This is a genomic window from Amycolatopsis sp. WAC 04197 (assembly GCF_003947475.1).
In the GTDB taxonomy this organism is placed as follows: domain Bacteria; phylum Actinomycetota; class Actinomycetes; order Mycobacteriales; family Pseudonocardiaceae; genus Amycolatopsis; species Amycolatopsis japonica.
This window is the reverse complement of record NZ_QHJK01000007.1, coordinates 551,805-570,572: the sequence shown is the minus strand read 5'-3', so window position 1 is coordinate 570,572 and position 18,768 is coordinate 551,805. Positions and strand designations below refer to the sequence as shown.

At 69.5% G+C, this 18,768-nt stretch carries 15 protein-coding genes; 8 read left to right on the top strand and 7 right to left on the bottom strand.

The window, feature by feature from the left end; all coding sequences use genetic code 11:
• Window positions 1-20: 20 nt before the first annotated feature.
• Together DMC64_RS26485 and DMC64_RS26480 are read right to left on the bottom strand one after the other, a co-directional pair.
• Window positions 21-2,069, bottom strand: a complete 2,049-nt coding sequence (locus DMC64_RS26485; protein WP_125735713.1) for a hypothetical protein — start codon at window positions 2,067-2,069, stop codon at window positions 21-23.
• 78 nt (window positions 2,070-2,147) lie between these two features.
• Complete coding sequence (locus tag DMC64_RS26480) at window positions 2,148-2,945, bottom strand: thioesterase family protein (RefSeq protein WP_125735712.1); 798 nt, start codon at window positions 2,943-2,945, stop codon at window positions 2,148-2,150.
• A gap of 58 nt (window positions 2,946-3,003) precedes the next feature.
• Between DMC64_RS26480 and DMC64_RS26475 the strand changes: the two genes are divergently transcribed.
• Together DMC64_RS26475 and DMC64_RS26470 are read left to right on the top strand one after the other, a co-directional pair.
• Window positions 3,004-3,699 carry a TetR/AcrR family transcriptional regulator gene (locus DMC64_RS26475; protein WP_125735711.1) on the top strand — a complete coding sequence of 232 codons (696 nt, stop codon included), beginning with the start codon at window positions 3,004-3,006 and terminating at the stop codon, window positions 3,697-3,699.
• Window positions 3,700-3,708: 9 nt separating this feature from the next.
• Window positions 3,709-4,914 carry a PP2C family protein-serine/threonine phosphatase gene (locus DMC64_RS26470; protein WP_125735710.1) on the top strand — a complete coding sequence of 402 codons (1,206 nt, stop codon included), beginning with the start codon at window positions 3,709-3,711 and terminating at the stop codon, window positions 4,912-4,914.
• 1 nt (window position 4,915) lies between these two features.
• On the opposite strand, the gene DMC64_RS26465 is transcribed toward DMC64_RS26470, so the two are convergent.
• Window positions 4,916-5,485, bottom strand: a complete 570-nt coding sequence (locus tag DMC64_RS26465; protein ID WP_125735709.1) for a YdeI family protein — start codon at window positions 5,483-5,485, stop codon at window positions 4,916-4,918.
• Between the two features lie 90 nt (window positions 5,486-5,575).
• Between DMC64_RS26465 and DMC64_RS26460 the strand changes: the two genes are divergently transcribed.
• Window positions 5,576-5,935, top strand: coding sequence for an arsenate reductase family protein (locus DMC64_RS26460; protein WP_125735708.1), 360 nt, complete (start codon window positions 5,576-5,578; stop codon window positions 5,933-5,935).
• A gap of 377 nt (window positions 5,936-6,312) precedes the next feature.
• Here the strand turns inward: DMC64_RS26460 and DMC64_RS26455 are convergent, their stop codons facing one another.
• Window positions 6,313-7,662 (bottom strand): PLP-dependent aminotransferase family protein, encoded by a 1,350-nt coding sequence (locus tag DMC64_RS26455; protein WP_125735707.1) that lies wholly within the window; start codon window positions 7,660-7,662, stop codon window positions 6,313-6,315.
• A 46-nt stretch (window positions 7,663-7,708) separates the two neighbouring features.
• Between DMC64_RS26455 and DMC64_RS26450 the strand changes: the two genes are divergently transcribed.
• Window positions 7,709-8,713 (top strand): aldo/keto reductase, encoded by a 1,005-nt coding sequence (locus DMC64_RS26450; protein WP_125735706.1) that lies wholly within the window; start codon window positions 7,709-7,711, stop codon window positions 8,711-8,713.
• A gap of 71 nt (window positions 8,714-8,784) precedes the next feature.
• Here the strand turns inward: DMC64_RS26450 and DMC64_RS26445 are convergent, their stop codons facing one another.
• Window positions 8,785-9,942 carry an epoxide hydrolase family protein gene (locus DMC64_RS26445; protein ID WP_125735705.1) on the bottom strand — a complete coding sequence of 386 codons (1,158 nt, stop codon included), beginning with the start codon at window positions 9,940-9,942 and terminating at the stop codon, window positions 8,785-8,787.
• 61 nt (window positions 9,943-10,003) lie between these two features.
• Here DMC64_RS26445 and DMC64_RS26440 point away from each other — a divergent pair, with 61 nt between their 5' ends.
• Complete coding sequence (locus DMC64_RS26440; protein WP_125735704.1) at window positions 10,004-10,963, top strand: YafY family protein; 960 nt, start codon at window positions 10,004-10,006, stop codon at window positions 10,961-10,963.
• Between the two features lie 18 nt (window positions 10,964-10,981).
• On the opposite strand, the gene DMC64_RS26435 is transcribed toward DMC64_RS26440, so the two are convergent.
• Window positions 10,982-12,643 (bottom strand): sulfatase-like hydrolase/transferase, encoded by a 1,662-nt coding sequence (locus DMC64_RS26435; RefSeq protein WP_125735703.1) that lies wholly within the window; start codon window positions 12,641-12,643, stop codon window positions 10,982-10,984.
• 62 nt (window positions 12,644-12,705) lie between these two features.
• Window positions 12,706-13,845 carry a CdaR family transcriptional regulator gene (locus DMC64_RS26430; protein WP_125735702.1) on the bottom strand — a complete coding sequence of 380 codons (1,140 nt, stop codon included), beginning with the start codon at window positions 13,843-13,845 and terminating at the stop codon, window positions 12,706-12,708.
• 144 nt (window positions 13,846-13,989) lie between these two features.
• On the opposite strand from DMC64_RS26430, the gene DMC64_RS26425 reads away from it, so the two are divergent.
• The 3 genes from DMC64_RS26425 to htpG are packed head-to-tail and all read left to right on the top strand — an operon-like array spanning window position 13,990 to window position 18,758.
• On the top strand, window positions 13,990-15,225 hold the full coding sequence (locus tag DMC64_RS26425) for a YncE family protein (protein WP_125735701.1): 1,236 nt from the start codon (window positions 13,990-13,992) through the stop codon (window positions 15,223-15,225).
• Window positions 15,226-15,276: 51 nt separating this feature from the next.
• Window positions 15,277-16,872, top strand: coding sequence for an alkaline phosphatase D family protein (locus DMC64_RS26420; RefSeq protein WP_125735700.1), 1,596 nt, complete (start codon window positions 15,277-15,279; stop codon window positions 16,870-16,872).
• Between the two features lie 20 nt (window positions 16,873-16,892).
• Complete coding sequence (gene htpG / locus DMC64_RS26415) at window positions 16,893-18,758, top strand: molecular chaperone HtpG (RefSeq protein WP_037346144.1); 1,866 nt, start codon at window positions 16,893-16,895, stop codon at window positions 18,756-18,758.
• The last annotated feature ends 10 nt before the right edge of the window (window positions 18,759-18,768 follow it).

Here is an 18,768-nt window from a genome sequence, read left to right as displayed (position 1 = left end):
GCGTGATGCGAGACGGCCCGTCAGTTCTGGTCGCCGAGGAGTATCTGTTCGAGCAGCAGGTCGACGTCGCGGGCGGACTCGGCTTCGCCTATCCGGTGGAACGTTTCGGCGGCACGGAGCGCGCGACGGGCGGCCTCGCGGACGCGGCCGGCGGCGCTGAGCACGTGGGCGGCGACGTGGTCGAGCTGCGCGACGAGATGTTCCCTCGCGGGCGCGGTTTCGGTTTCCACCGCGTGCACGGCGGTTTCCGCGGCGTCGAGCGCGCTCAGCGCCGCGTCGACGTCGCCGGACCGCAGCCGGGAAAGCGTCGCCGCGTTACGGCAAGTGGCGGCCACGTAGCCGCCGCCGATCGCCAAGGCCGCGTCGGCGGCCCGCGCGTAGAAATCCGCGGCGTTCGCGCCGTAGCCGAGCAGATCGAGTTGTTCGGCGGCGGCCATGCTCACCGAGATGTACGAATGCCCGGTGTCGCCCGAGTCGTGGAGGATTTCGGCGAGGACGGCGTATTCGTTGAAGGCGCGGGAAGATTCGCCGAGCGCGCGGTAGCTGTCGGCGTACATCCACCGGCAGCGGTGGCCCCAGTCCGGTGACGTGGCGAGCAGGGCGATGGTGCGGGGCGCGACGTCGAGCACCTCGTCGTAGCGGCCGGCGCCGTGCAACGCGGTGACGAGGACGTACCAATGTTCCGCGGTGTCCTTGCCTTTCGACGCGGAGACGCCGAGGGACGCGTAGGCGTCGTCGACGGCTTCGGCGAACCTGCCGGTGCCGATCAGCGACAGCGCCCGAAGGTGGCGGAGATGCCCGCGCAACCGTTCCGGACCGCCTACGGGCAGCGTCGCCAGCAGATGCTCCACGAAGACGTCCAATTCGTCGAGCGATCCCGTGCGCTCGTAAGCGATCCGGACCTGTTCGACCGCTTCGACCGCCTTCTCGCCGACGTTCCCGACGATGAAGGCGTCCGTCGCCGACCGCGCGAGTTCCAGTGTGGTCACCGGATCCTCGCCGTCGCCGTTCCGCAACGACGCTTCGAGACACAGAAGTGTCCCGAGGAGCAAGGGATCGCCCGCCTCACCGGCTCGCTCGGCACCCCGTCGCAAGGCCTCGTACGCCTCGGCAGTACGGCCCTGCCCGGAAAGCACGTGCGCCAGCCAGTATTCGCCCCAGCAGGCGGCGCGTTCGTCCGTCCCGGCGCGCAAGCGGGCCGCGGCCACCGTCGTCAGCGCGACCCCGGTTTCGACCTGATCGTCGAAGACGAGCCACAGGCCGAGCCAGCATTGGTTGAGCAGGAAACGGATTTCGTCGCCCTGGCCCCGGAATCCGGCGGCCGCGTGACGCAGCCGTTCCTCGGTGTCCTCGCCCTGGAAGAAGATCGCGCGCAGCTCGCTCAGCCGTGGCGCGAGGTCGTCTGGGATATCGTCGATCGCTTCGAGGCAGGCTCGCGCTTCCTCCGGTTCGCACCGGTGATTGTGGATCTCGGCCCGGATGACGAGCTCTTCGGCGGACAGTCCCGGCGGCGGCAGGATCGGGACGCGGGGGAGCGCCGACGGAAGGAGCGGGACGAAGTCCGCGACCGGTTGCGCGGCCATCTTCCGTTCGGCGTAGACGGTGAAGTACCCGGAGTGCTCGCGTCCGTCGAGTTCCTCGGCTTCGACGAGGGCCGCCGCCCGCATCCGCTCGTGCAGCCTGCTCAGGGAGACGCCGTCGTACGGACCGTTGAGAACGAACGGGATCCCGCCGTATCCGGTTTCCGTCAACCGGCGGGTGAGCAGCGCCGCCGAGGCGAAGAACTCGAGCCTGCCGACGGCGTCCGAATGGTCGCCGACACCGTCCAAAAGCGACAGAAGATCGAGACCGGTGTGCTCGTTGCCGGTGAGGGCGCAGAATTCCAGCCGCGACGCGTGATCGCCGTACCGGATCGGATCGCCGGACGAAGCCCGGCTCACCCAGCGATAGGTCGACGCGGCCTCGGCGTATTTGCCGGCGGCGGCCAGTGGCACCAGGGTCCGGCAGAGCCGGGTGATCTCGGCGCCGGCGGAATCGTTCTCGCCCGCGCGGAGTGGTTCCGCTTCCATGGTCCTGCCCCCAGAACAATGACGTCGACGCCGGATCTTAACTCCCGGCGCCGCGTCATGAACCCGCTTTCGGGTGGTTCAGGGGAGACGTACGGCGGCGATCTGGGTCGCTTGTCCGATCAGCCGGTTCTTCTCGTCCCAAAGCTCCGCGACCTCGTCCATCCGGTCGCCGCCGAGTTCGCCCGCGCGCATCCGCACCCGCACCGGACCCGGCGCCGGGAGCCCGCGCAGGTACGCGGTGAACTGGACGGTCGGCGCCCAGCCCGCGATGCCCAGGTCGTAGGAGATCGGCGGCACCGGATCGAGCGCGACGAGCAGGCTCACCGGATCCCAGTCGCTGCCGTCGGCGAGCCGCAGCCAGGACGCGATGACGCCTTTCCGGGACGGCTGTCCCATCGCGAAACCGGCCGCCGCCGGGTCGAGACGCTGCTCGACGACGTCCATCAGGCCGATGCGGAATCCGCCACCGCCGTCGGCGGGCACGGGCAGGCAGTCCTGCTCCGGCGGGAGCTCGACCGGGTCCACTCCGGACCACCACGCGTCGCCGTCGGTCAGGACGCCTTGGGTGATCAGCGCCTCCGTGCAGGGCGCGCCGCCCTGGCTCAGCCGCGCGCGCAGCTGGGTGAGGCCGCGGCCCTCGCGCAGCACTTCGACCTCGACGACCGCGGGGCCGGGCTCGGGCGCCACCGAGAACGAGCCGCTGATCGCGGTCAGATGCGGATGCGAGGAGACCTCGGCGGCCGCCCTGGCGAGTACGGCGAGGAGATAGCCGCCGTGCAGCTTCGTCCCGATCGTCCACTGTGGATCGAGCTCGGTGTCGAAGACCGGGTCGTCGCCTCGGCGACGAAGGGCGGTCGCGGTCCGGAAATGCGCCATACCTCAAGCTGACACCGTCAAGTTGACGGTGTCAAGTCAATGCTGGCAGCATCACGGCATGGGCGCGAAGCGGACGAAGGCGCGGCCGGGTGAAGGGGACAAGCTGCGCGGTGAGATCTTGTCGGCCGCCGACGCCCTGCTCGGCGAGGCGGGTACCGACGAGGCGCTGACGCTGCGAGCCGTCGCGCGCCGCACCGGCGTCTCCACGCCGTCGGTCTACGCGCACTTCCCCAGCCGGGACGCGTTGCTGGAGGCGGTCTGCCTTCGGGTGTGGGACGAGCTCGCGCGCCGTATGCACGAGCACGCCGTCGAGGTCGCCGATCCGATGCGCGCCCTCAGCCGTCGCGCACGGGTGTACGCCCGGTTCGCCCTCGACCATCCGGTGCAGTACCGCGTGCTCCTGATGCGTCCCTCCGGCGGCTCGTCGCCCGGCGCGGTCGCCTGTTTCCGGTACCTCGCCGACGCGACCGCCGCCTGCGTACGGGCCGGGATCCTGCGCGGCGAACCGGAGGTCCTCGCGATGGGGCTCTGGTCGGCGATGCACGGCTGCGTGAGCCTGCTGATCGCCCAACCGGGGTTCGACTGGCCGGAAGAGCCGGAGGTGCTGATCGACACCGTCATCCGGATGGCCGGGCTCGGCACGGCGCTCGCCTGTCGTGTGCCGCGAGACGCCATTCCGCCGAGTGTCGTACTGGCGGGTGACCTCGACGGACTGGCGGCGGGCTGGGCGGTGGCCGCCGACCGGACTGGTTAGGCTCTGCGCATGCCCGAGACCCCGACAGCCGACGATCGGCTCCAGGTGCTCGAAGCCATCACCGACACGGAGCTGGGGCACCTCGGCCAGGACAAGGTGATGGCGACGATCCTGGCCCGTGTCCGTGAGCTACTCGGCGTCGACACCGCCACGGTGCTGCGGCACGACCCCTCGGCCCAGCAACTGCTGGCGATCGCCGCTTCCGGGATCGAGGAAGAGGTCTACCAGGACGTCCGGGTGCCCGTCGGCGCCGGCTTCGCGGGCAAGGTCGCCGCGCAACGCCGTCCGGTGGTCATCGACCACGTCGACGAGACCACGGTGGTGAACTCGCTCCTGTGGGAACGAGGACTGAGCACGCTGCTCGGCGTGCCGATGATCGCGGGCGACGAACTGATCGGGGTCCTGCACGTCGGGTCGCTGACGCCGAGGGAGTTCTCCGGGACCGACATCGACCTGCTGCAGCTGGTGGCCGCGCGGCTCGCGCTGGCGGCGCAGATCGAACTGTCGTCGACCGATCGCGCGGCCGCCGCCGCGCTGCAACGGAGCCTGGTGCCCGCGCGGCTGCCCGCCGTGCCGGGCATCCAGTTCTCCGCGCGGTACGTCCCGGGTACCGAACCCGGGGTCGGCGGCGACTGGTACGACCTGTTCTCACTACCGGGTGACCGGCTCGGCATCGTGATGGGCGACGTCGCCGGGCACGGCCTCAACGCCGCCGTGATCATGGGGCGGCTGCGCAGCGCGCTGCGCGCCTACGCGCTCGAATCGGACGACCCGGCGGAAGTACTGTCCAAACTGGACCGGAAGGTGCAGCATTTCGAGCCGGGTTCGCTGGCCACCGTCGTGTACGGACTGCTGACGGCTTCGCGTGACAGCATGGCGATCTCGCTGGCCGGGCATCTGCCGCCGGTGCTCGCGACGCCCGGCGGTCCGTCGGTGTTCGTCGACGCGCCGGTCGATCCGCCCATCGGGGTGACCGGGCCGCGGCGCCGGAGAACCGTCGTCGAACTGCCGCCCGGCGCGGTGCTCGCCTTCTACACCGACGGTCTCGTCGAACGCCGGGACCAGCTGATCGACGTCGGCCTGCAGCGGCTCGCGGACGTGGTCTCCGCGGAGCAGCCCGGTGTGGTCTGCGCGCGCGTGATGGCCGCGCTCGTCGGCAACATCCCGGCACAGGACGACATCGCCCTCCTCGTCGCCCGGTGCGAACCGAACTGAGTCACCGGACCGGGTGATTCGCGCGGACGCCCACGGCCGCGAGTTCGACGGTCCTGGTGATCCGCCGTTCCCGGGTCTCCGGCTTCTTCGCCGTCAGGATCCATTCCAGGATCAGCCGCTTCGACGACGGCGGGAACTTCTCGAAGTGGGTGCGGGCGGCCTCGTCGGCGTCGAGCCGGGCGCGCAGGTCCTCCGGGACACCGTCGCCGTCCGGCACGACCTGCCAGCGGCCCTTCGCTTTGGCGAGGTCGATCATCGCCTGGCCGCGTTCGGTCATCTGTCCTTCGGCGATCAGGCGGGCGGCCCGCTCGCGGTTGACCCGGCTCCACGTGCTCCGGGGATTGCGCGGGGTGAACCGCAGCCGCGAGCTGGTGGCGTCGTTCTTGCGGTGCAGCCCGTCGATCCAGCCGAAGCACAGGGCCTGCTCCATCGCCTCTTCGATCCGGACGCCGGCGACGCCACTGTCCTTGTGCCGGATGACCAGCCAGACCTCCTTTTCGGTCCTGGCGTTCTCGGCCAGCCAGGCACGCCACTCGGCGGGGGAGGCGGCGCTGAAGGTGGTCTCGTCCATGGCTGGATTCCTTTCGTCGTAACGTCTATGACCATCATCGGAAGCAAAGTGCTCATCGAGTGAGCACTTTTCGAAGGGAGGTGGCCCCGGATGGAGATCTGGGTGAACCCGGCGTGTTCCAAATGCCGGACCGCGGTGTCGATGCTGGACGAGGCGGGGGCCGAGTACACCGTGCGGAAGTACCTCGAGGAGCCGCCGACGGCGAAGGAACTGAAGGCCGTCCTCAAGCGGCTCGGGCTCGAGCCGTGGGACATCACCCGCACCGCCGAGCCGATCGCGAAGGAACTCGAACTCAAGACCTGGGGACGCACCCCCGCCGACCGCGACCGCTGGATCGAGGCGCTGGCCACGCATCCGAAGCTGATCCAGCGGCCGATCATCACCGCCGACGACGGCACGACCGTGGTCGGGCGGACCCCGGAGGCCGTTCAGTCGGTACTTCCGGACTGACCGCCTCGCCCCTTGGATTGTCCAAAAGGGACACTGCTGGGGATCAAGGGCCCGATTTGGGGTCTTTGTGCAGTATTGGCCGGGGGTCGTGAGTGGTAATGGTCGTTCTAACCCTCTTTGTCACTCACGACTTCCCGCTGCCGGGAAAGTGACCACTGTGGACACTGAAGGTCAAAGGCGGCACAGCGGGCCACCTTTGACTTGCTCCTCGCTGGAACAGTCCTCGTCGCCGAGGACTGAACCCCCTCGGACTGTCTAAAAAGGACACTTTTTGTGGTCAAGAGGTGCGATTTGGGGTTTTTGTGCAGTATCGGCCGGGGGTCGTGAGTGGTAATGGTCGTTCTAACCCTCTTTGCCACTCACGACCACTGGAACCGTCATCGCGCGATGGCTTCCCGCAACAGGCGGGCGGCGGTGCCCACGGAGCCGTCCGCGAGGTTGCCATAACCGAGGACCAGCCCGGGTTCGCCGGGCGCCACGCGGTAGTCGTCGAGATCGGCCACGCGCAGGCCTTCGGCCGCCGCCCGTTCCACCACCGCGGCGGCGGATCCGCCGGGCAGTTCCAGCACGAGGTGCAGGCCGGCGGCGACGCCGGACAGACGTGCCGGGCCGAGCGCGTCGACCAGGGCGTCGCGCCGGGCGCGGTAGCGGCGCCGGGCCGCGCGCAGATGCCGGTCGTACGAGCCGCGTTCGAGGAAGGCCGCGAACGCCAGCTGGTCCAGTGCCGGCGGAGTGGGCGAGGGCTCGACCCGATCCGTCCACTGTGGAGGGACGGCGTACCAGCCGAGGCCGAGCGCGGGACTGAGGGTCTTGCTGACCGACCCGAGCAGCGCGACCCTCGCCGGATCCATCCCCTGCACCGTCCCGACCGGACGCCGGTCGTAGCGGAACTCGGCGTCGTAGTCGTCTTCGATGATCAGGCCGTCGGCTTCGCGCGCCCACGCCAGCAGTCCGGCGCGGCGGGCGGGTGACAAGACGGTGCCGGTGGGGAATTGGTGCGCCGGGGTCACGAGAACGGCCCGGACGCCGGGAGGGATGTCCTCGACGCGGAGTCCGTCTTCGTCGACCGGGACGCCGACGACGTCGAGCCCGGCGCGTGTCGCGACGCGGCGCAGGGTGTGCCAGCCGGGGTCTTCGGCCGCGACGCGGGTGATCCCGGCCGCGAGCAACGCCCGGCACAGGCGGCCGAACGCGTCGGTGACGCCGGACGCGATCCGCACGTCGTCGACGACCGCACCCCGGCAGCGGCGGAGGTGGTCGGCGAGCACGGCGCGGAGCCGCGGATGCCCGCCGGGGACGGGGTAGCCGAACTCGCCGTGGGGTGCGTTCACGAGTACTTCGCGGACCGCCTCCGCCCAGCGCGTCCGAGGGAAGTGCCGTAGATCGGGCAGTCCGGGCGCGAGGTCGATCTCGGGCGGCGACACCTTGCGTACGGCGGGTTTCGCGGGCTCGGCGCCCGACGCGGACCAGCGCACGACGGTGCCCGATCCGGTGCGCGCGGCGAGGTAGCCCTCCGCGATCAGTTGCTCGTACGCCTGCGTGATCACCCAGCGGGAGCAACCCAGATCCGCGGCGAGGGTGCGGCTGGGCGGCAGCGCGGCGCCGGAGCCGAGCGTGCCGTCGCGGATCACGGTGCGCAGGGCCCTGGTGAGCCGCTCGTGCCTGGGGCCCGGCCCGGAGAGGTCGAGAAGCACGTCCCAAGCCAGATTGGTCCGGGATCCGGTCATGTGAACGGACTGTAGTACCGGACCGATCGCGCATAAGGTCCAGACCATGGAAAAGGTGGAACTCGGCCGGACCGGCCGGAAGGTCAGTCAGGTCTCGCTCGGGTGCATGACGATGGGCACCGTCGCCGACGAGCGGACCTCGGCGCGGATCCTGGACGCGTACCTCGACGACGGCGGCGACTTCCTCGACACCGCGAACTGCTACTCGTGGTGGGTGCCCGGCGCGACGGGCGGGGAGAGCGAGGAACTGCTCGGGAAACTGCTGAAAGGCAGGCGGGACAAGGTCTTCCTCGCGACGAAGGTGTCGGCCGCGGTCGCCGACGCCGACAGCGCGCGCAAGGGGTACCACGACGACGGCACCGCGGACTGGGACTACATCGGACGGCATTTCGAGGGCGCGGGCGGTGACGTGATCCGGCGCGGCGTCGACGAAAGCCTGCGGCGGCTCGGCACCGACCACATCGACCTGTACTACGTCCACGTCGACGACCGGGCGACGCCACTGGAGGAGACGCTCGCCGCGCTCGACGAGATCGTCCGGGCGGGGAAGGTGCGGCAGATCGGCTGGAGCAACGTCCGCACCTGGCGGCTGGAACGGATCCGCGCGCTCGCGGAGCGGCACGGCTGGGCCTCGCCGGTGGCCGTCCAGTTGCAGCATTCGTACCTGCGGCCGGTGGTCGATTCGGCGTCGCTGGCCACCGGCGACATGCTCGACTTCCTGCGGGACAACGAAGACATCGCCCTCGCCGCGTACTCGTCGATCCTGCGCGGGATCTACGACGACTCCGCGCGGCGGCTGGCGCATCCCGTTTGGCAGACCTACGCCGGCGCGGACGGCGAGGCGCGGATGGCCGCCGTCGAGACCGTGGCGCGGGAGGTGGGGGCGACCGGGAACCAGGTCGCGCTGGCGTGGCTGCTGCGCCAGACGTCGCCGCGGGTGCTGCCGCTGATCGGGCCGCGGACCTGGGAACACTACGAGGCGATCCGGCCGGCCTTCACGCTGGAGCTGAGCGCGGAGGCCATGGCGGTACTGGACGGCGCCGGCGCCTGATGCCCGGTCCGTGAAGGCCTCCTTCCCTACTTTCAGGGTAGGGAAGGAGGCCTTCACGGACTTTCGGAAGCTCAGGAAAGCTTGCGGAAGAACGCCCGGATGTCCCCCACCAAAAGGTCCGGCGCGTCCTGCGTCGCCCAGTGGCTGCCGCGGTCGAATTCCTGCCACGAAACGATGTTCGCGTGGTCCCGCTCGGCGAAGCGCCGCAGCGGCCGGAAGTCGTAGGCGAAGCTGGCCAGCCCGGTCGGCGCGGTCGTCGGCTCGGCCGGGTGCTCGCTGTGCTTGTCCTCGTAATAGAACCGCGCCGCCGACGCCGCGGTGTTGGTGAGCCAGTACAGCGTGGCGTTGGTGAGCACGTGGTCGTCGCTCGTGGCCGACAGCAGTTGCGCGCTCCAGGCCAGCTGCCCGGTCGGCGAGTCGGCCAGCGCGTGCGCGAGGTTCTGCGGCGCGCTCTCCTGGAGTTTCGCGTAGCCGGACATGTCGTCGTTGAAGGACTGGAGGAACTGCAGGTACTCCAGTTCCTTTTCCGTCATGCCCTCGAACTCCGCCGGATCGCCGCTGGGGAACGAGAAAAGCTGCGTCACGTGCACACCGAGCACGTGTTCGGCGTCGATCCGGCCGACCTCGGGGGCGACGAACGAACCGGCGTCGTTCCCGTGCGTGCCGTAGCGGTCGTAGCCGAGGCGGCGCATCAGCTCGGCCCACGCCTGAGCCGTGCGGTACCGGTTCCAGCCCTTCTCGCGCGTCGGACCCGAGAAGCCGAACCCGGGTAGCGAGGGGATGACCACGTGGAACGCGTCCGCCGCGTCGCCCCCGTGAGAACGCGGGTCCGTCAGCTGGTCGATCAGGTCGAGGTACTCGAAGACCGAGTTCGGCCAGCCGTGCGTGAGGATCAGCGGCGTCGCGTCCGGCTCCGGCGAGCGGACGTGCAGGAAATGGATGTTCTGCCCGTCGATCTCCGTGGTGAACTGCGGGTACTCGTTGAGCTTCGCCTCCCACTTCCGCCAGTCGTAGCCCTCGCGCCAGTACGAGACCAGCCGTCGCACGTACTCCAGCGGCACGCCGTACTCCCAGCCCGGCGTGACCGGTCCGCGCTGCACGCCGTCGGTCACCTGGTCGGCGGGCAGTTCGTTCGCCCAGCGGACGCGGGCCAAGCGGTCGGCGAGGTCGTCCAGTTCGGCCTGCGGGACCTCGACGCGGAAGGGCTTGATCTCGGTGTTTTCGCTCATGAGACCAAGGTAGAGTGCCATTAGGAACATCCCGTTCCTAATGGAGGAGCAGCCTGAAGAAATGTTGGAAACCTCGGCAAGATTGCTCCGTTTGCTCTCCCTTCTGCAGACTCCCCGTGACTGGACCGGCACCGAACTGGCGGAACGCCTGGAGGTCAGCGCCCGCACGATCCGCAACGACGTCGAGCGTCTCCGCGCGCTCGGATACCCGGTCAACGCGACCCGCGGTTCCGTCGGCGGTTACCGGCTCGGCGCGGGCGCCGATCTGCCGCCGTTGCTCCTGGACGACGAGGAGGCCGTCGCGGTCGCCATCGGCCTGCGCACCGCGGCAGGCGGCACCATCGCGGGTGTGGAGGAGACGTCGTTGCGCGCGCTCGCCAAACTGGAGCAGGTGCTGCCGTCCCGGTTACGCCGCCGCGTGAACGCCTTGCAGGCGTACACGGTCCCGGTGCCGAGGGACGAGCCCGGCCCGCGCGTCACCGCCGAGACGCTCACCGTGTTGACGGCGTGCTGCCGGGACCGCGAGGTGCTGCGGTTCGGCTACCGGACGCACGACGGTTCGGAAACCGTCCGCAAGGTCGAGCCGTATCGCCTGGTGAACTGGGGACGCCGCTGGTACCTCGTCGCCTGGGACCTCGACCGCGGCGACTGGCGTACCTTCCGCGTCGACAGGCTGACCCCGCGCGTCCCCACCGGCCCGCGGTTCACCGCGCGCGAGCTGCCCGAGGACGTCACCGATCGCGTGCGGCGCGGGGTCTCGTCCGCCGCTTGGCGCTACCGGGCCGACGTCACCGTGCACGCGTCCGCCGAAGAGGTGACCGCGCGGATCAACCCGGCCGTCGGGACAGTGGAGGCCGTCGACGCGAACACCTGCGTCCTGCACACCGGCGCGGACAGCATCGAGACGATGGCCGTCCACTTAGGACTCCTCAACGTCCCCTTCCGCGTCACCGAACCCCCGCAATTAGTCGACTACTTGCGCGAGCTCGCCGACCGGTATCGCGACGCCACCCGCATTTAGTCCTCTGAATGCGGGGTTTCAGCGGGCGAAAGTGGTCAGGAACCGGTCCCGGAACGTGTCCATCCGCCACACCGGCGCGTTCCGGTCCGGGTGCAGGCCGTCCTGCCAGTGCCACGCCGCGACCTTGTCGAGTACCGCCTTGTCCCGCGTGACCACGGTGATCGGGACGTCGTGATCCGCGCCGGCGCCGGCGACGATCGGGTTCGGCTGGTGGTCGCCGAGGAAGACGAGCACGAGGTCGTCGTCGCCGTACGTCTCCACGTACGAGATGAGCGAGTTCAGCGAATAGGCGATCGAGTCACCGTACGCGCCGCGCACCTTGGCGGGATCGGTGAAGACCTCTTCGGGCGTTTTTCCTTGTGAGGGCATGGGATCGTAGATCGATCCGTCGCCGACGGCGGCCCAGTCGACCATGCGGGGCAGCGGTGTCCACGGCCAGTGACTGGTGACGAGGTCGATCTCCGCCATCATCGGCGGGCGGTCCGGCTTCCCGCGTTCGGCCCGCTGGAACGCCGAAAGCGTGAACTGGTCCGGCATCGTGGCGTAGGAGAACTGCGGGCCGTGATACCCGATGCTTCGCGAGTCGTAGTAACGGTCGTAGCCGTAGACCTTGCCTTCCGGCCAGTCCTCGGTATGCGCCGGGACGACGCCGACGGTCTCCCAGCCCGCGCGTTTGAACGCACCGCCGAGGGTGAACCGGTCGGTCTTCACGAAGTCGTCGTAGCGGTGCTGGCTGTCGACCCACACCCCGGATTGGAACGTCGAGTGCGCGAGCCAGCTGCCCGCGCTCGTCGTCGGCGACGTCAGGAACGCGCTGCGCGAGCCGTAGCCGGCGCTCTTCAGCCGCGCGGTCCCGGCGTCGAGGACCGCGTCGACCTTGGGGGCGATGTCCGAGTCCTGGACGGCCACCCGGCCATAGCTCTCGATGAAGGTGAACAGGACGTCCTTGCCGCGCAACGCGTTCAGCAGCCCGGAAGACGGCGTGTCACGGAAGGCGTCGACGGCGACTTCCCCGGCGAAGGCCTGCCTGTCCCGGATCCCGGCCCGGACCTGGCGGAGGTCGTCGTAGGCGAAGGCGACCGCGCTGCGCGAAGCGAGGGGCTGTCCCGGAGCGAGCTGAGCGCCGGAGACCGCGCACACCATCCAGACCACGCTGAGCACGGCCGTCACCCTGGTCGACGCCGTGCGCCGTCCGGCGACCACCCGGCTCAACCGCAGCACGGCCAGCGCCATCAGCACGATCACCACCACCGCGAGCAGCGTCAGCCCTATGAACGACGCGATCGCGCCCGTCCGGCCGATCGATGTGCCGAGCAGGTCGACGCCGTTGCCGAGCACACCCCAGTCGAAAACCGGGTTGAACCGCCGGTTCAGCGCGAGCCCGAACCCGATGTCGATGGCCTTGAACACGGTCAGCAGCCCGAGGATCGCGCCGGCGGACACCGCGACGATCCGCCGGGCGCCGTCGCGCAGCATGAGCACCACCGCCACCCCGAGCAGCGCTTCCACCGGCAACCGCACGAACGCCTGGGGTGTCAGTGCGTCGAGGTCGGCCGGCGCGAGCAACGCGAACAGCACGAGAACGGCGGACAGGGTGGTCACCGCGCTGGACGCGATCTCACGGGCGGCCGTCCGGTCGCCGGGCAGGCCCACGAGGGCGGGGCGCGTGAAAACCGACAAGGCGGGTTCCTTCCGGGTGGAGAAGCCTTCACCGGGTTACACGGACGGCGGGCCCCGGCGGTTCAGCCCGATCGCCAGGTGCGCAGCGCCCACCACCAGCCGACGGTGTGCCGCACATGGGTACCGCCGTCGTCGTCCGGCGGATCGAGCGACGCCCCGGTGATCTCGCCGAGCCGGGCGAGCCGGTACCGCACGGTGTTCGCGTGGACGTGCAACGCCGCGGCGGTCTGGTCGAGCCGCCGCCCGTGGTCGAGGTAGGCCAGCGCGGTCGAGACGAGTTGCTCGTGGAAGTCATCGCCCGGCGTCAGCGCGCTCAGCAGGGTGTCGGAGAGCAGCGCGGCGAGCCCCGGCTGGGCGGCGAGCGCGGTCTCGACGGCCAGATCGGCCACCGCGTGCAGACCGCGGGACCGCGCGGCCGTCGGCAAGGCCATCACGCACAGCGCGTGCATCCCGCGGACCTCCGCGAGCGGGACGGCGGGGGAGACCACCATCAGGACGTCGTCCCCGAGCGCCGACGGGGTGGGAAGCCGCGGTGTCAGCCCGGTCAGCCGCCCGTCGACCAGGCCGAAGACGCCACCCGTCGCGCCGAGCCGCCGCTCGACGACCCGCGCCTGATACGGATCGCCGACGTCGGAGAGCAGGCAGTGATAGCGCCCGCCCGGATTCAGCCCGACGTTCGCGACCTCCTCGGCCGAGGGCGCCGCCGTGTCACCGCCCAGCAACCGCCGCAGCACCCGGGCCCGGCTGTCGTGCACCGTGCGGGAGAGTTCGAGTTCGGCCTCGTGATATCCGGCGATGACCTGCCGTTCGAGCGCACGCGTGTTCCGGTCGAAGTCGACCAGCGCCGCCAGCATGACGTCGTCCGGCACCCCGGCCGCCTTGCCGCGTTCGACGGCGATCTCGACCGCGCGGCTGCGGCCGGCCTGCACCCCGCGCAGCAGCGCGGCGAGCGGGACCCCCTGCGCGGCCCGGTCCGCGCCGAGGACGGCGGCCGCGGCGTAGTCCTGCTCCCCGGTCCCGCCCGGCCGGTCGAACGAGGCGAGCCCGGCGGCGAGCACGATCGCGACATGCCGCCGGTTCTCGCCCACCGGCAGGCTCGCGACTTCCGGCGACTCCGTGCGGGCGGCCCGGACCACTTCGTCGACGACATCGGCGTCGGCGGCCATCGCGGCCAGCACCTCGTGGAGCGACCGGTGCGCCATCGCCACCGCCTTCCCGCGCGGATTGTGCCCGGTGCACAACGAAACCGGCGGTCCTTGGCGACCGTCCCCTACCGAGGGTGTCCGGCCGGTTGGTTTCCTGTGAGCTACCGAAAGGTAACAGGCCCTCGCCGAAAGGTGCGCGTGATGCGGAAACGCCGGCTGCTGACCACCGTCCTCGTGACCTGCCTCGCCGCGGCACTGGGCTCGGCGCCCGCCGCCGCGGCGGAAGACGGGCTGCGGCAGGTGCTGTTCGTGGGCAACAACTGGGAGGGGACCGCGGACGTCATCGCGCCCTCCGGCGACTACGCGAAGATCGCGCGCGTCGACATGGTGCCGGACAAGGCCGAGCGGCTCACCGAGATCTATCTGAACCCGATCAAACTCGCGTTCTTCCTCGGTATCCGCAACGGTGTCGGCGAGGGACACGACCAGCTCGTCGACGACCTCTACACCACGCCGGACGGCCGCGCGGTGGTCGCGTCCCGCCCGAGTTTCGCCGACGTCGTGTCGATCGATCTCGCCACCGGCCGCGTCAACTGGCGGTTCCCGGTGTCGGGTTTCCGCTCCGACCACATGGCCGTGTCGCCGGACGGCCGCAGCATCGCGGTGTCGGCCTCGACGTCGAACACCGTCCACGTGCTCGACATCGAGACCGGACGGCAGCTCGGCTCGTTCAAGACCGGCGACAAACCGCACGAGAACACCTACACCGACGGCGGCCGCTACCTCTGGAACAGCTCGATCGGCGAGGTCAACACCGCGCTCGACGCGCCGTGGCAGGACTTCACCAAGGGCGACCGGCGGCTCACCGTCGTCGACGCGACCACCTTCAAGCAGGTGAAGGTGATCGACATGCGCGAGCGCTTGGACGCCTTCGGGCGTGGCGATCTCTCCGACGCCGTCCGGCCGGTGGCCTTCACCCCCGACGAGTCGAAGCTGTACTTCCAGGTGTCGTTCTTCAACGGCCTTCTCGAATACGACGTCGCCACCGACCGGATCACGCGGTCGAAGACGCTGCCGAAGAACCCGGACACGAGTGAGGACCGCACCACCTGGGTCAACGACTCGCGGCACCACGGGCTTTCGATGAGCCCGGCGGGCGACAAGCTCTGCGTCGCCGGGACGATGGACGACTACGCGACCATTGTGGACCGCGCCAGCCTGCGGGAGGCTCAGCTCGTGACGGCGGCGAAGCCGTACTGGGCGACCGTGAGCGGCGACGGAAGGCATTGCGTCATCTCGGAAAGCGGCTCGGACCAGGTGACCGCGATCGACTTCGCGACCGGCGCGAAGGTGAAGTCCGTCCCGGTCGGCGACCACCCGCAGCGGATCCGGATCGGCCACGTGCCCGAGGGCTGGGCAGGACCCGCCGGCCGGTGACCCGCGCCGCTCAGCGCACGATCTTGGCTCCGCTGTGGCACCGTTTCAGGAATGAGTCTGCGTCTGGGGCCCTTGCTGCGGCATGTCGACGAAACGTCGGCGACGGTGTGGGTCGAGACCGGCACCGCCGGTGAGGTCGAGGTGCTCGGCACGACCGCGAGGACGTTCGAGATCAAGGGCCACCACTACGCCCTGCTGGTGCTGACCGGTCTCGAACCCGGCTCGTGCGTCGAATACGAAGTACGCGTCGACGGCGAAAAGGTGTGGCCTCCGGCCGATTCCGAGTTCCCGCCGAGCCGGATCCGGACGCTGCCCGAGGAGGAGTCGAGGGTCCGGCTCGTCTTCGGCTCGTGCCGCAAACCGCACGACGGTGACACCTACGGCCCGGACGCGCTGGCCGCGTACGCCCGCCGGATGGCCGCGGGCGAGGAAACCGAGTGGCCGCAGGCATTGCTGATGCTGGGCGACCAGGTCTACGCCGACGAGACCACCGACGAGACGCAGGAATGGCTGAAACGGCGCCGGGACACCTCGCGGCCGCCGGGTACCGAGGTGATGGACTTCGAGGAATATACCCATCTGTACTTCGAGGCCTGGGGCGAACCGGCGATCCGCTGGCTGCTGTCCACCGTGCCGACGTCGATGATCTTCGACGACCACGACGTCCGCGACGATTGGAACACCTCACTCGCCTGGCAGCGGCGGATGCGCGCGCAGCCGTGGTGGCGGGAACGGCTGCGCGGCGCGATCATGTCGTACTGGGTCTACCAGCACCTGGGGAACCTCGGCCCCGCGGAACTCGCCGAAGACGCCACCTTCCAGAAGGCGATCGGTTCCGGGGGAGACAACGCCGATCTGCTCTCCGCGTTCGCCGATGAGGCCGACAACGAGCGCGACGGCACCAAAGGCGCGCGATGGAGCTATCGCCGTGACTTCGGCGGCGTGCGGTTGCTGGTCATCGACAGCCGGGCGGGGCGGATCCTGGCGGGCGGCACGCGGTCCATGGTCGACGACGACGAATTCGACTGGATCGAGGAGAACGCCGCCGCGCCGTGCGACCACCTGCTGATCGGCTCGTCGCTGCCCTGGCTGCTGCCGCCGGTCATCTCCCACCTGCAGTCGCTGAACGAACGTGCCTGCGAGCGTCCCGGATGGCGCGGCAGGCTCGCGGAGAAGATCCGCCAAGCCGCCGACCTCGAACACTGGGCCGCGTTCCGGGCGTCGTTCGAGCGGCTGTCCGCGATGATCGCCCGCGAGGGACGGCGGGATGACCCGCCCGCCACCATCGCGGTGCTTTCGGGCGACGTCCACCACGCCTACATCGCCGAGGCGCGCTACCCCGAGCCGGTGACTTCGGCCGTCTTCCAGCTCACCTGCTCCCCGGTCCACAACGCCATGCCGCGTCCACTCCGCTGGGCCTTCGCCGGCACGTGGTCGGCCGCGGTGGCGTCCCTCGCGCGCCGCTGGGCCGACCGGGGCGGCGTCGCGCCCGATCCACTGACCTGGACCAAGGTGTCCGGACCGCATTTCGGCAACGTCATCGCCACTGTCGAGACCGAGGGCCGGGCGTGCGTCACGACGATCGAGCAGGCGACCGGCGATGGACTGGTCGAAGTGGCCCGACAGAGGTTGTCACGCGCCGAATAGCCGCTGGGTAATATCGGCCCGTGACAACCTCTGCCGAAACACTCGAGTTCCAGTCGGAGGCACGTCAGCTGCTTCAGCTGATGATCCACTCGATCTACTCGAACAAGGACACCTTCCTGCGGGAACTGGTGTCCAACGCCTCCGACGCACTGGACAAACTCCGCCTCGAAGCGTTCCGCGACAAGGAACTCCAGGCGGACACCGACGATCTCCACATCGAGATCGCGACCGACCCCGAAAACCGCACCCTCACCGTGCGGGACAACGGAATCGGGATGAGCCGGGACGACGTCGTGGCGCTGATCGGCACGATCGCGAAATCCGGCACCGCCGAATTCCTGAAGAAATTGAAGGAGACCAAGGATTCCGCGGCCTCGCAGGATCTGATCGGCCAATTCGGCATCGGCTTCTACGCCAGCTTCATGGTGGCCGACAAGGTCACGCTGCTGACCCGCCGCGCCGGATCGGACGAGGGCGTCCGCTGGGAATCCGAGGGCGAAGGCACGTACACCATCGAGACGGTCCCGGACCTGCCGCAGGGCACGTCGGTCGTCCTGCACCTCAAACCCGAGGACGCCGAAGACCAGCTCTTCGACTACACCTCGGCCACGAAGATCAAGCAGATCGTCAAGAAGTACTCGGACTTCATCACCTGGCCCATCCGGATGACCGAAGGCGAAGAGGTCGTCACGGTCAACTCGATGAAGGCGCTGTGGGCCCGTCCGTCGTCCGACGTCACCGAGGACGAGTACAACGAGTTCTACAAGCACGTCGCGCACGACTGGAACGATCCGCTGGAGACGATCCGGCTCCAGGCCGAGGGCACCTTCGAGTACCAGGCGCTGCTGTTCCTGCCCGGCCACGCGCCGCTCGACCTGTTCATGCGTGAGCGCAAACGCGGTGTCCAGCTGTACGTGAAGCGCGTCTTCATCATGGACGACTGCGAAGCGCTGATGCCGGAGTACCTGCGCTTCGTGAAGGGCGTCGTCGACGCGCAGGACCTCTCGCTCAACGTCTCGCGCGAGATCCTGCAGCAGGACCGGCAGATCCAGCTGATCCGCCGTCGCCTGGTCAAGAAGGTGCTGTCGACGGTCAAGACCCTGATGGCCGACGAGAACCGCTACAAGTACGACACCTTCTGGAAGGAGTTCGGCCGGGCCGTCAAGGAAGGCCTGCTGGACGACCACGAGAACCGCACCGCCATCCTCGACATCTGCTCGTTCGCCTCGACGAACGACCCGGAGAAGCTCACGTCGCTGCGTGAGTACGTCGAGCGGATGAAGGACGGCCAGGAGCACATCTACTACCTGACCGGCGAGTCGCGGCAGAGCATCGAGAACTCCCCGCATCTGGAAGCCTTCCAGGCCAAGGGTTACGAGGTGCTCGTGCTCACCGACCCGATCGACGAGATGTGGGTCGACGCCGTCTCCGGCTACGAGGAGAAGCAGTTCCAGTCGGTCGCGAAGGGCGAGGTCGAACTCGACTCCGACACCACCGACGAGCAGAAGGAGGAGTTCTCCGGTCTGCTGACCTGGCTGACGACGACGCTGTCGGAGCAGGTCAAGGAGGTCCGGCTCTCGTCGCGGCTGACGACGTCGCCCGCTTGCATCGTCGGCGACACGAACGACGTCACCCCGACGCTGGAGAAGATGTACCGCGCGATGGGCCAGGAACTGCCGCAGATCAAGCGGATCCTGGAACTGAACCCGGGGCACCCGCTGGTGTCCGGGCTGCGGTCCTCCTTCACCGAGAAGGGCGAGTCCGAAGGGCTCGCTGAGACCGCGGAACTGTTGTACGGCATGGCTTTGCTCGCCGAAGGCGGCGAACTGGCCGACCCCGCGCGCTTCACGAAGCTGCTCGCCACGCACCTGCAGAAGACCCTGTAGCTCGAAGCGG